Source organism: Kitasatospora sp. NPDC042419, assembly GCF_056437345.1.
Genome location: NZ_JBWKAW010000004.1, coordinates 296,493 through 309,287 on the forward strand (window position 1 = coordinate 296,493; position 12,795 = coordinate 309,287).

Annotated in this window: 10 protein-coding genes and 1 riboswitch; of the genes, 5 read left to right on the top strand and 5 right to left on the bottom strand. The window is 74.3% G+C overall.

Going from position 1 to position 12,795, the window contains the following annotated elements; genetic code table 11:
- Window positions 1–4 precede the first annotated feature (4 nt).
- Window positions 5–1,123, bottom strand: coding sequence for a carboxymuconolactone decarboxylase family protein (locus AC067J_RS11160; protein WP_478297824.1), 1,119 nt, complete (start codon window positions 1,121–1,123; stop codon window positions 5–7).
- 114 nt (window positions 1,124–1,237) lie between these two features.
- Here AC067J_RS11160 and AC067J_RS11165 point away from each other — a divergent pair, with 114 nt between their 5' ends.
- Window positions 1,238–1,909: a TetR/AcrR family transcriptional regulator gene (locus AC067J_RS11165; RefSeq protein ID WP_478297826.1), complete on the top strand. Its 672-nt coding sequence runs from the start codon at window positions 1,238–1,240 to the stop codon at window positions 1,907–1,909.
- Window positions 1,910–2,349: 440 nt separating this feature from the next.
- On the top strand, window positions 2,350–3,516 hold the full coding sequence (locus tag AC067J_RS11170) for an alpha/beta hydrolase (protein WP_478297828.1): 1,167 nt from the start codon (window positions 2,350–2,352) through the stop codon (window positions 3,514–3,516).
- A gap of 88 nt (window positions 3,517–3,604) precedes the next feature.
- Here AC067J_RS11170 and AC067J_RS11175 read toward each other — a convergent pair whose 3' ends face one another.
- On the bottom strand, window positions 3,605–3,934 hold the full coding sequence (locus AC067J_RS11175) for a MoaF-related domain-containing protein (protein ID WP_329880511.1): 330 nt from the start codon (window positions 3,932–3,934) through the stop codon (window positions 3,605–3,607).
- Window positions 3,935–4,313: 379 nt separating this feature from the next.
- Here AC067J_RS11175 and AC067J_RS11180 point away from each other — a divergent pair, with 379 nt between their 5' ends.
- Together AC067J_RS11180 and AC067J_RS11185 are read left to right on the top strand one after the other, a co-directional pair.
- A complete protein-coding gene (locus AC067J_RS11180) occupies window positions 4,314–5,678 on the top strand; it encodes an esterase/lipase family protein (RefSeq protein ID WP_478297831.1) in 1,365 nt (454 codons plus the stop codon).
- Window positions 5,679–6,060: 382 nt separating this feature from the next.
- Window positions 6,061–6,228: riboswitch (cyclic di-AMP (ydaO/yuaA leader) on the top strand.
- 2 nt (window positions 6,229–6,230) lie between these two features.
- Window positions 6,231–7,508, top strand: a complete 1,278-nt coding sequence (locus AC067J_RS11185; protein ID WP_478297833.1) for a glycoside hydrolase family 16 protein — start codon at window positions 6,231–6,233, stop codon at window positions 7,506–7,508.
- An 88-nt stretch (window positions 7,509–7,596) separates the two neighbouring features.
- On the opposite strand, the gene AC067J_RS11190 is transcribed toward AC067J_RS11185, so the two are convergent.
- Both AC067J_RS11190 and AC067J_RS11195 read right to left on the bottom strand, forming a co-directional pair.
- Window positions 7,597–8,166: a hypothetical protein gene (locus AC067J_RS11190; protein WP_478297835.1), complete on the bottom strand. Its 570-nt coding sequence runs from the start codon at window positions 8,164–8,166 to the stop codon at window positions 7,597–7,599.
- Between the two features lie 254 nt (window positions 8,167–8,420).
- On the bottom strand, window positions 8,421–9,248 hold the full coding sequence (locus AC067J_RS11195; RefSeq protein WP_478297837.1) for an IclR family transcriptional regulator: 828 nt from the start codon (window positions 9,246–9,248) through the stop codon (window positions 8,421–8,423).
- Between the two features lie 182 nt (window positions 9,249–9,430).
- Here AC067J_RS11195 and aceB point away from each other — a divergent pair, with 182 nt between their 5' ends.
- A complete protein-coding gene (gene aceB, locus AC067J_RS11200) occupies window positions 9,431–11,080 on the top strand; it encodes a malate synthase A (protein ID WP_478297839.1) in 1,650 nt (549 codons plus the stop codon).
- Between the two features lie 278 nt (window positions 11,081–11,358).
- On the opposite strand, the gene AC067J_RS11205 is transcribed toward aceB, so the two are convergent.
- Window positions 11,359–12,744 carry an 8-oxoguanine deaminase gene (locus AC067J_RS11205; RefSeq protein ID WP_478297840.1) on the bottom strand — a complete coding sequence of 462 codons (1,386 nt, stop codon included), beginning with the start codon at window positions 12,742–12,744 and terminating at the stop codon, window positions 11,359–11,361.
- Between the last annotated feature and the right edge of the window lie 51 nt (window positions 12,745–12,795).

The following is a 12,795-nucleotide window of genomic DNA, read 5'->3' on the forward strand; positions in this document are numbered from 1 at the left end:
CTCCTCAGTCCGTCCCGGCTGCCGCCGAGGCCGCGCGCGCTCCGGCGGTGATCCACCCCTCCACCCGCTCGGTGGCGGTGATCGCGCCGAACGCGAGCACCCGGGTCAGTGCCCCGTCCCTCTCCCTGCCCCCGCTCCCGCCCCCGGTCGAACGGCCGCTGCCGCTCGGGGCACCGTCCGCGGCGTGCCAGGCGGCCACGTCGCCGTCGGTGATCCGGTACGGGGCCAGCGCCGCCAGCAGCGCCAGCCGCCCGCCGGGGCGCTCATCCGGCGGGACGTCGGCGAGCGCCGGCCCCGCCGGGTCGCCGCCGAGCGGCGGGTGCCCGCCCTCCCAGGCCGCCACGGCGTCGAGTACGGCCGCACGGGCGTCCGGGCCCAGCAGGTCGCCACCGGCCGAGGCGGCGGTCAGCAGCGCACGGTAGGCCCGGCCGACCGGCCCCTCCCCGGCCCACGCGGGTGCGGGCCGGTCCGGAGCGGGCCCGCCGGGGGCGGAAGGGGCGGCGGCGAGAACGGCGAGACCGGCGCCCGGTTCGGGCCTGCGGCGGGCGGCTCGGCCGACGGCCAGTGCGGCGGCCCGCCGCACGTACGCGGAACGGCGTACCGCGCTGGGCAGCAGGGCGTCCTCGTCCAGCAGCGAGGTGACCATCCGGTTGACGAAGTGGGTGACGAGGGCCGTCCCGAGGAACTCGGCCGCGTGCTCGGCGGGGAAGGGCGGTGCGGTGAGGGCCCGGTCGCCGGGTGAGCGCGTGGCGCCGGCCCAGGTGAGCAGGGCGGCCCGCTCCCGGTCGTCGGGGGTCCGGCCGGCTCGGGCGGCCTCGGCGAGCGCGTGCTCCCCGGCGCCGTGGACCAGCAGTGCGTGCGCCTCGGTGCAGAACGGGCAGCGGTTGGCCCGCGAGACGGCGCTCGCGACGGCCTCCTTGTCGGCGCGTGCGGCGGCACCGACGATCTCCGCCTCCCGCAGCAGTGCCCAGGTGGCGGCGAGGATCTCGGGGGCGGGGGAGAGGCTCATCAGGGGGCCGTCGTCGAGCAGGAAGTCGGTCTCCATCTGCGCGTAGACGGCGGCGACCAGGCCGGTGGCGGACTTCGGGCGGACGGGGGCGGTGTGGCGGTAGGGCCTGGACATGCGTGGTCCCTTCCTGGTGCTCTTCGCGGTGAAGCGCGAGGCCATATCGCAACCGCGTGTTGCGATAGCCTGAGCGTGCCACTCTCGCCCGCCCTAACGCAACCAGGAGTTGCAATGTCGTCCGACTCCGCCGCTGACCCCGCCGCCGACTCATCCGCCGACTCCGCCGCCGGCCGCGCGGCCGACCCCGCCGCTGCTGTCCGTCGCCGCCCGACCGTGGGGCGGGGGGCGAAGGTGCGGTCCGCCGTCCTGACGGCGGCGCTCGCCGAACTGGCCGACGTCGGCTACACCGCGCTCACCATGGACGGGGTCGCCCAGCGGGCGGGCGTCCACAAGACGACGGTCTACCGCCGCTGGAAGGACCGGGACGCGCTGATCGTCGACGCCCTGACCGGGCAGATCGCGGGGGACATCCCGATCCCGGACACCGGCTCGGTCGACGGCGACCTGCGCGCCCTCGCCCGGGGTCTCGCCGCCTGGCTGAGCGCCCCGGCCGGGGCCGCCGTGCTCGCGGTGATGCTGGCGGACGCGGTCCGGGCGCCGGAGGTCGCCGAGGTGCGGGCGCGGATCTTCGGGGACCGCCTGCGGCGGGCCGAGCCGGTGGTCGTGCGGGCCGTCGGGCGCGGTGAGCTGCCGCCCGGCATCGACCCGTCCGAGGTGATCAAGAACCTCGCCGCACCCCTCTACTTCCGGGTGCTGATCGCGGGCGAGGCGGTGGACGACCGCGTCGCCGACCGCGCCGCCGCGGCCGTTCTGGCCGCCGCCCGCCACGGCGCTCTGGACTGAGCGGGCGCGCGGCCGGGTGCCCCCGCCTCCGCGATGAGTGGGGCCGCCTCTGTGCGCGCGTCAGCTGACGGTCACCCAGGCGGAGGGGTCCGCGCGTCCCTTTCGGGTGCCCTCTCCCCGCGGCGCCACTCGCGTTCACCCCTCCCGTGCCCGCGCGGGGTTCCCGCGCCCCGGCCCGCGCCCTCGCCCGCACTCCGGCCCGCGCCCCGGCCCCGGCGCGGGCGGCCGGCCCGTGCCCCCGACCCGCGCGCACGGCGCGTCTCCTCCCACAGGCCGAGACGACTACCGCTGGTCGGCGGGTCCGGGGCCCCGCCGCGGACCGCTAGGGTGGGTGGTCGCGCCCCGGTGACGACCCCGTTGTGGACGGGGAACCAGGGCGGCCCTCCCGGGTGTCCTTCCCCCGGGGGCGGGGGAGTACGAGGCGTGGGAGCAAACAAGACATGGGTCTGACGAGCCACAAGGTGCTGGCGCTGACCGTCCTGATCGCCGTTGCGGTGATGGCCGGGACGGTCTGGCTGTGGCCGAGACTGTCGAAGCGGACCTGGCAGGCGGTGCTCGGCCGGATCGGCGCGCTGCTCGCGACCCAGCTCACCGTGCTCGCCGCGCTGGGCCTGGTGGCCAACAACTACTTCGCCTTCTACAGCAGTTGGGACGACCTGCTGGGGACCGGCGACAGCGGTCCGGTGGTCATCCACAACAAGGCGGACGCATCCGGCCGACTGCGCGTCGAGACCATCGGGCACGCCGAGGTGAAGGGCGGCGGGGCGCTCGGCCGCGATCCCAAGCAGTCCGGCGAGATCCGCGAGGTCCGCATCGACGGTGCCACCACCCGGCTCTCCACCGAGGGCTACGTCTACCTGCCGCCGCAGTACTTCCAGCCGGAGTTCGCGGAGAAGCAGTTCCCGGCACTGATCGTCAGCACCGGCTTCCCCGGCATCGCCAAGAACCTGGTGACCCGGCTGAACTACCCGGGCGCGGCGCTCAAGCTGCTCCAGGAGGGCCGGATGCAGCCGACCGTGCTGGTGCTGGTGCGCCCCTCGCCCGCGCTGCCGCAGGACACCGAGTGCGAGGACATCCCGGGCGGTGCCCAGTCCGAGTCGTACTTCACCAAGGACGTGCCGTCGGCGATCCAGGCGACCTACCGGGTCTCCGCCGACCCGCAGGCGTGGGCGTTCATGGGCAACTCGACGGGCGGGTACTGCGCGCTCAAGCTGGCCATGCGCCACCCGGAGGTCTTCCCGACCGCCGTCTCGCTCTCCGGCTACTACCAGGCCGCCGAGGACCCGACCACCGGGGACCTCTTCAAGGGCAGCGAGCAGCGGCGCAACGAGGCCGACCTGATGTGGCGGCTGAAGAACCTGCCGCAGCCCAAGGTCGCCGTGCTGCTGGCCGGCACCAAGGAGGGGGACGGCAACTACCGGCGCGAGACGGAGGCCTTCGTGGCCGCGACGCGCAGCCCGATGAAGGTCTCCTACAGCATGCTGGAGACCGGCGGCCACAACTTCGAGACCTGGAGCAAGCTGCTCCCGTCCTCGCTGGAGTGGATCTCCCAGCACCTCGTGGTGCCCGGCCGGCCGTCCGGTCAGGTGCCCGGCCAGCCGGTCTGACCGGGTCTCCCCGGCCCACCGGTCTCCCGGGCCCGCCGGTCGGCAGTGCGGACGGCGGGCCCGGCCGGGAAGCCCCGGGCGGCGGGCCTCAGGCCACCGACTGCAGCGTGCCGGTGTGCAGCTCGCCGACCCGGCCGCCCTCGCCCTCGTACGTCCAGAACGCACGGACCGTCATCCGGCCGAGGTCCATGACGTGGCTGACGGTGATGCCGCTCTGCTCGGTCCAGCTGACGAAGTACAGCTGCGGTCCGACCTCGGCGACGTGCAGGGCGACGTCCTCCCACTGGCCGGCCGACTCACCGAGGCCCTCCCAGCGCAGCCGCTTGCCGTCGGCCGAGTAGGCGTTGCGGAAGGCCGCGCCGTTGTCGACCTGGAACAGGAAGGTGCGGCCGGCGAAGCCGGGCAGGGGCGCGGTCATGGTGGGGCTGGTCCTCGTCTCGAATGCGGTTCTCGGCGTGGTCCGGACGGCGCCGGCACGGGTTGGATCTCCAACCTATCCGACTGCCCCGTCTTTCGCGGCGTAGTCGGGCACCCGGCCACACACCGGCGGACCGGGCCCCGCGCCGGACCAGCGGCGCCGTGCCGTGCCGTGCCGTGCCGTCCCGCCCCATCCCGTTCCGCCCCGTCTCGTGCCGTCCCGTGCGGTGGCGTCGGTACGGAACCCACCAGGGCGCCGTCCGCCACCGCGCGCTCGCCGCGGGTGGGCCACCGGCACATGGGAACCCGGCACGCCCGCCCGTACGGTGTGCACGCTCCGGCCCACCGGGACGTGGGCCGCCCCCCACCGGGAGCCGCCGATGATCACCACCGCACGCGTCACCACCGCACGCGTCGCCGTCACACGCGTCGCCGTCACACGCTTCACCGCCGCGAGATCCGCCGCCCTCGCCACCGTCCTGGCCCTCGCCGCCCTCCTCCTGTCCGTCCCGGCACAGGCCGCCCCCGCCGCCCACACGCCCACCGCCGGACCGGCCGTCGCCCCCGCCACCGCGGCCCTCGCCCTGGAGGCGACCCACCCCGCACCCGGCAACGGCTGGGCCAAGGTCGAGCGCTACCTCGACACCACCCCGGGCATCCCCGCCGAGCAGTACCCGCCCGGCGGCCGGGGCGACCAGGACGGAGCCCGCCTCACCTACTTCGGCGGGGTCCGCCAGCCCTTCGCCGGCCGCTTCCTGCTCTACTCCGCCGCCGGCTGGGACACCGGAACCAGGGCGACCCCGGTCCTGCTCGTCCACGGCGTCAACGACAACGCCGACCGCGCCTGGGCCGATCCCGGAGAGTCCGGCGGCTGCGGCGCCCCCGCCTGCCCGGGCACCGGACTGGCCCAGTACCTCGCCGCGACCGGCCACCGCGTCTTCGCGGTCGGCTTCGCCCACAAGCAGGGCGACAACCTCCTGCAGGCGCAGGCCGTCGGCGACGCGATCGCGCTCGTCCGGGCCCGGCTCGGCGTGCCGCAGGTGGACGTCGTCGCGTGGAGCAAGGGCGAGGCCGCGGCCCGCGCGTACGTCTCGTCGGTGCGCCCGGCCTGGGGACGGGCGTACGCGGGTGACGTCCGCCGCCTGGTCACGCTCGGCGGGCCGCACGGCGGCCTCGACTACGTCTACGCGCACGGCTGGGCCTTCTCCCTCGCCACCTGGCCGGCCTGCGGCGGCACGGCCAACGCGCCGTCCCCGCACCTGTTCATGACCTGCTACGGGACGTACACCGCCCAGCCCTGCCTCGGGGTGCTGCCGAGCGGCGGGTACGACTGCTACCCGGGGCAGCGCCAGCTGCTCGCGCGCTGGGACGGCCGGTACGGGGTGGACGGCAGCGCGCAGGACTGGTGGACCACCTACTACGGAGGCCAGGGCTTCTACACCTCGGGCCAGGGCATCCAGGCCGCGATCGACGCGGGCTCGCTGATCGCGCCGCTCCAGCGGGCCGGGATCCCGGCGGCGGTCCGGACCTTCCTGCTGGCCGGCGGCTCGGCGGACATCCCGGGCGTGCTCAACGAGAACCGGGGGCCGAGCGACGGGATCGTCTTCACCGCGAGCGCGCTGGACACCACCGGGATCGGCACCGTCGGCGGCACCCGGCTGCTGTCCGGCCTCAACCACCTGGAGCTGGCCTGGGCACCCGAGGCGATGGGACAGGTGGCCGCCTGGCTCGACCAGCTGCCCTGAGGGGCCCGGGCGGCCCGGGCGCCTTCGCGGGCGCCCGCCCCGCCCGACGCCCGCGGCCTTCCCGACGCCCGTGGCCTTCCCGGCGCCTGCGCGCCCGCCCGCTCCGCCCGGCGCGCCCGCCCGCTCCGCCCGGCCGCCCCGCACCCGGGCACGGAGGGGCGCGCCGGGGCCGGAACGCTCCGCCGACGGGCGCGAGCCGGGCCGCTCGCCCAACTGATCAACTCCGCAGGCACGTTGATCATCCGCGCCGCCCGGTCTGTGAGCTGCGCGACAACCGCCCGTACGGAGTTGTCCGGTCCCCGACGGCCTGCCTAGCCTGCAGGGGCGTCCGCTGTCGCGGACTCCCGCCGTCGGGACGCCGAGTCCTGTCCACCCGCCGGTCGGCACCCGAGCACCACAGCGGACGGGAGCGGGGGACCCAAGGTCAGTGCCCCGGTCCGTGCGCCCCCGCGCCCCGGACCGCGGCTAGGGGTGAAGCCGCTCCACAGGCGGCCGGGCAACCTCAGCCCGAACCCGACAGCTCACCTCGCAGGCGTCGCAGAGGACCCAACCATGCCCACTGCCTCCCAGCAGCCTGCCCGGCGCCGCGCGCCCCGCCACGCCCGCCCCTCCCACCGGGGCCGCACCGCAGCCATAGCCGCCACCGGAGCGCTCGCCGTCACCGGCGCCGGTCTGCTCGGTGTCCCGGCCATTACCGGTGCCCAGGCCGCCACCGCGCCCGCCGCGGCCGCGCCCACCGTCACCCAGGACAGCCTCACCCCGGCCGCCATGGTCGCCGGCAAGGCCTCGGCCGCGTCACTCAGCGTCCACTCCTCGGCCTGCTTCACCGCCAAGACCGTCGGGGTCGGCATCCGCGACGCGGCCGGCCGCAACCTCGACTTCCCCGGCAGCGCGAGCAACGCGCAGATCTGCCCGAGCGGCCTGTCGATCACCACCGGCGCGCGCACCCTGGCGGCCGGCACCTACACCCAGTTCGGCTTCTGGCAGGACCTCGGCGGCGCCTGGCACAACCTGCCCTCCCGCCAGCTGGTGGTCTCCACCACCGCCACCCCGACCCCCACCCCGGCGCCGACGACGTCCCCCACCACGAGCCCGACGACGAGCCCCACCACGAACCCGACGACGCCCGCCACCGGTGCCCCCGTCGCGGGCAAGAAGCTGACCTGGTCCGACGAGTTCAGCGGCCCGATCGCCTACGGCTCCCGCTGGACCGGCGACCGGAGCAGCGCCTACCACTACGGCAACCACAACCCGGACGACAACAAGCTCGACTGGCTCAACAAGAACAACGTCAGCGTCTCGGGCGGCGCCGCCACCTTCACCGCCAAGCCGGGCGCCAACAAGCTGGAGAACGGCAAGCAGTCCTGGGACACCGGGCTGCTCACCACCGAGTACTCCAGCGAGGGCTTCCAGGTGAAGACCGGCGACTACGCCGAGACCCGGGTCAAGCTCCCCGCCGGCACCGGCGCCTGGCCGGCGCTCTGGACCTGGAAGAACGGCAACGGGGAGATCGACACCTTCGAGTACCACCCCGACAACCCGAACCTGCTGGAGCTGACCAACCACGTCAAGCCGGGCCACCTGTACTACACGGACGCCAAGGCGATCTCGAAGGACGGCTGGGTCACCATCGGCACCCACTACGGGGCCACCTCCGTCGACTGGTACGTCAACGGGGTCAAGGTCTTCTCGGACGGCAAGGGCGTCGGCACCAACTGGTCCGCGTACCTGATCCTCAACCTGTCCCTGAGCGCGGGGCAGTACCACCCCGCGCCCCAGGGCACCGCGCCGATCACCTTCGCCGCGGACTACGTCCGGGTCTACCGCTAGGACGCACCCGGCGGACGACACTTTGCAAAGTGACACTTTGCAAAGGCGTCCGGACGGAACCCGGAATACGTGGAGACCGCCGGCCCCGTCAGGAGCCGGTGGTCTCCACGACCCGGGTCGTGAACGGCTGCCGGTTGTTGGCCTCGTTCCGGTCGTCGTCGCTGCGCACCGCGACGTAGCCGCCCTCCAGGTCCCCGAGGGGCACGGTGGTGGCGAGCCGGACGGGGATCAGGGCGGTCGCGCTGTGGAACACGTCGAGCCCGGCCGGGAAGGTGCAGCGCACCCGGTGGCCGTTCTGGAACTCGTAGCAGTTCTCCGGGAAGAACGGGCCCTCGGCCGTCACCCCCTCCGGGAGGGTGACCACCACGGTGAACGTGGAGGCCGTCCGCTCCGGGCCTCCGTTGCCGATGAAGGCGTGCACCGTGGTGGTGCCGCCCGGCGCCACGGCATCCGGGTCCAGCCGGACCACCTCCAGGTCCGAGTCGGAGGGCGCGGGCACCGCGGGCGCAGCCGCCGCGTTCTCCTTGCCCGGGTCGGTGTCCGCCGCCGGGTCGGTGTCCGGACACGCCCACGCCGGTCCGGCGGCCAGCGCCACCAGCGCGGTCCCCGCCGTCAGCGACCTTCCGAGGAAACTCCGTACGGACCCTCTGCGCGACATCGCCGCTCACCCTGCCTCTGCGTTCGTGCGCCCGCGCCGTCGCGGGCACGTCCCGACCCAGAGTGACCGACCCGTCCGCCCCTGCCGGGCCAACCCGCCTTCGGGTCGCCCGAGCGGGCGAACGCGAGTACGGAAAGTCGGCGTTACCGACTTCCTGCGCGGGAAACCTCCGACCGCGCCTCCGACAGTGCCCCGGGCGGCGCCTCCGCGGTCCCTCCGCCGGTGCCTCCGGCCGTCGCCGCCGACGGCACTGCTCAGGGGGCCAGGACCTGCCCGAGCCGGGCCGCGATCCCGTGCATCACCGGCACCAGCGAGGCCGCGCCGGCCTGTTCCTCCAGCGCCCGGACCCGGGCCTCCGGGCCGGAGACCGACAGCGCCGTCGGCGTGGGCGCGCCGGGCACCGCGAGCGCGATGCAGCGCACCCCGATCTCCTGCTCCTGGTCGTCCACCACGTAGCCGCGCTCGCGCGCCTCGGCGAGCTGGCGGAGCAGCTCCTGCGGGTCGGTCACGGTGTGCGGGGTGTGGGCGGGCAGCGGGTTGGGGCCCAGTACGGCGCGCGCCTCCTCCTCGGGAAGCTGCGCCAGCAGCGCCTTGCCGACCCCGGTGCAGTGCGGCTGCACCCGGCGGCCGACCTCGGTGAACATCCGCATCGAGCGCCGTGACTGCACCTGCCCGACGTACACCACCTCGCCGCCCTCCAGCACGGCCAGGTTGGCGGTCTCGCCGGTGGCCTCCATCAGCTCGGCCAGGTAGGGGCGGGCCCAGCTGCCGAGCAGTCGCCCGGCGGTCTCGCCGAGCCGGATCAGCCGCGGGCCGAGGGTGTAGCGGCGCGCCGTGTCCTGGCGGACATAGCCCTGCTGCACGAGGGTACGAACCAGGCGGTGGATGGTCGGCATGGGCAGGCCGGAGGAGGAGGAGAGTTCGCTGAGCGTGGCCACCCCGCCCGCGTCGGCCAGCGCCTCCAGCAGCTGGAAGGCGCGCTCGACGGACTGCACGCCGCCGCCGGTGCGCTCCGGGGTCGGTGCCCGGTCGGGTGCTCTGTCGGACGCGGTGTCGGACGCGCTGTCGGAGGTCGGGGCCACCGGCGTTCCCTTCGCTGTCGGGGGAGGAGTACAGTCCCAGCGATCTCCTCAACAAACCGTTGAAATTCTGTATCGCGGAAACTAGTCTCCACCTTACAGAATCAAGCCCTCCGTTTGCTGGGGTTCGGATCAACTGTCGACCGACCGCCTCAAGGATCAACTGTCTTAGGAGTGTCCTGCTCATGGCTACAGATCAGGGACCCGGCGCCCCCTCCGCCGCTCCGGTCGTCACTGTCGCCGGTCCGCGCGTCCACCGGGCCGAGGAGGTGCTCACTCCGGAGGCGGTCGCCTTCGTCGTCGGCCTGCACCGCGCGTTCGAGGGGCGCCGCCGCGAGCTGCTCGCCCGCCGCCGCGCCCGCCGTGCCGAGATCGCCCGCACCGGCACCCTGGACTTCCTCCCGGAGACGGCCGCCGTCCGCGCCGGCGACTGGCGGGTCGCCGAGGCGCCCCGGGCGCTCCAGGACCGGCGGGTCGAGATCACCGGCCCCACCGACCGCAAGATGGTGATCAACGCACTCAACTCCGGTGCCCGGGTCTGGCTCGCCGACTTCGAGGACGCCACCTCCCCGACCTGGGAGAACGTCGTCAGCGGCCAGATCAACCTGATCGACGCCTTCGAGGGCAGGATCGACTTCACCTCCGCCGCAGGCAAGGCCTACGCGCTCAGGCCCGCCGCCGAACTGGCCACCGTCGTGGTCCGCCCGCGCGGCTGGCACCTGGACGAGAACCACCTGCTGGTCGACGGCGAACCGGTGGCCGGCGCCTTCCTCGACTTCGGCCTCTACTTCTTCCACAACGCCGGCCGGCTGCTCGCCCGCGGCGCCGAGGACCCGAACTCCGGCCCGTACTTCTACCTCCCGAAGACCGAGAGCCACCTGGAGGCGCGGCTCTGGAACGACGTCTTCACCCACGCGCAGGCCGAACTCGGCATTCCGCACGGCACCGTCCGCGCCACCGTGCTGATCGAGACCATCACCGCCGCGTTCGAGATGGACGAGATCCTCTACGAGCTGCGCGAGCACGCCGCCGGGCTCAACGCGGGCCGCTGGGACTACCTGTTCTCCATCGTCAAGAACTTCCGCGACGCGGGCGAGCACTACATCCTGCCGGACCGCAACAGCGTGACCATGGCCTCGCCGTTCATGGCCGCCTACACCCGGCTGCTCGTCCGGACCTGCCACCGGCGCGGTGCCCATGCGATCGGCGGCATGGCCGCGTTCATCCCCAGCCGCAGGGACCCGGAGGTCAACGCGGCCGCCCTGGTGAAGGTCACGGCCGACAAGGAGCGCGAGGCGGGCCACGGATTCGACGGCTCCTGGGTCGCCCACCCGGACCTCGTCCCGGTCGCCCGCGCCTGCTTCGACGCCGTCCTCGGCGAGCGCCCGCACCAGAAGGAGAACCCCGGCCCGGTCGAGCCGGTCACCGCCGCGGATCTGCTCGACATCGCGGGCGCCGGCGGCAGCTGCACCCGTGCCGGGCTGCACAACGCGGTTCAGGTCGGCATCCGCTACATCGAGGCCTGGCTCCGCGGCCTGGGCGCGGTCGCCATCTTCGACATGATGGAGGACGCCGCGACCGCGGAGATCTCCCGCTCGCAGATCTGGCAGTGGATCCACAACGACGTCGTCCTCGCCGACACCGGGGAGAAGGCCACCGCCGACCTCGTGCGTCGTCTGGTGGCCGAGGAGCTGGCCGGGCTCCGGTCCGAACTGGGCGACGAGGCCTACGCCGCCGGACGCTGGCGCGAGGCCGCGCAGCTCTTCGAACAGGTCGCCCTGGCCGAGGAGTTCGCGGACTTCCTGACCCTCCCCGCGCTTCCCCTGCTGGGCTGACCCCCAACCTATCCGCCGCAACCCCCGCCGCCCTCTGCCGTGTTGGAGCAGAGGGCGGCTCCTTTTCCGCCGTCCCGTACGGTGCGCCGCACGCGGGGACGCCGCCGCCCCGGACCCTCGCCGTGGGTCCGGGGCGGCGGTCCGCCGGGACCCCCGAGGGGGTGTCCGGCGGAGTCCGGGTGACGCACCGTCCCTGGGCGGCCCGGAGTTCGAAGGGGACGAGCTCATGCGGAGGAAGACGAGGAAGACGAGGAGGACGAGCAGGAGGAGGGGGCGGGTCAGACGGGGCGGGCGGCGAGCTCCCGGGCGGCGCGGGCACAGGCCTGCGCGATGCGGTCCTCGTTCACCGTCGTCAACTGCCCCTTCTCGACCACCGCGTTGCCGTTGACGAAGAGCACCGCCAGCGGCGGCAGGGCGCCGAGGGTCAGGGCGGCGACCGGGTCGGCGATCGAGGAGTGCATGACGCCGTCGAGCTTCCAGAGCGCGAGGTCGGCGAGCTTGCCGGCCTCGACCGAGCCGATCTCGTTCTGCCGGCCGAGCACCCGGGCGCCGCCCATGGTGCCCAGGCGCAGCGCCTGGCGGGCGGTGAGCGCCTTCGGGGAGCCGTGCAGGCGGTTGATCAGCAGCGCGTTGCGCAGCTCGGTGCCCAGCTCGCCGGACTCGTTGGAGGCCGTGCCGTCGACGCCGAGGCCGACCGGTACGCCGGCCCTCAGCATGTCGGGGACGCGGGCGATGCCGGCGCCGAGCCGGGCGTTCGAGGAGGGGCAGTGGGCGACGCCGGTGCCGGTCTCGGCGAACTTGGCGATGTCGGAGTCGTTCATGTGGACGCTGTGCGCCATCCAGACGTCCTCGCCGAGCCAGCCGACCGACTCGAAGTAGTCGGTCGGGCCCATCCCGAACAGCTGCTTGCAGAACGCCTCCTCCTCGGCCGTCTCGGAGCCGTGGGTGTGCAGGCGGACGCCCTTGCGGCGGGCCAGGACGGCGGACTCGCGCAGCAGTTCGGTGGAGACCGAGAACGGCGAGCAGGGCGCGAGGGCGATCTGCAGCATGGAGTCGGAGGAGGCGTCGTGGTACCGGTCCACGGCCTCCTCGGAGGCGGTCAGGATGGCGTCGAGCTCCTCGACGGCGTGGTCCGGGGGCAGGCCGCCGTCCTTCTTGCCGCGGTCCATCGAGCCGCGCAGGGCGGTGAACCGCAGGCCCAGTTCGCGGACGGCCTCGATCTCGGCGCCGAGGATGTCGCCGCCGTCCTTCGGGAAGACGTAGTGGTGGTCGGCGGCGGTGCTGCAGCCGGACTTGAGCAGTGCGGCGGCGGAGCCCTGGGCGGCGGCGTGGACGAGCCGGTCGTCGATCCGGGCCCAGGTGGGGTAGAGGGCGACGAGCCAGTCGAAGAGGATGTCGTCCTGGGCGAGGCCGCGGGTGATCCACTGGTAGAAGTGGTGGTGGGTGTTGACCAGGCCGGGGGTGACGAGGTGGCCCTCGGCGTTGATCCGGCGCACCACGTCGTCCAGCCACTGCGGGGCGGGGCCTTCGCCGACCGACTCGATCCGGTTGCCGAGGACGACCACGTGGCCGCGGGTGTACTCGGTGTCGTGGGCGTCGACGGTGGCGATCGCGGCGTTCTCGATGACGATCCGCTGGTCGGCGGGCGGGGGCTGGACTGCCATGGTGTGACTCCAAGGGGGAAGGCCGGGCGGGCACGGGGCGCATGCCCGCCC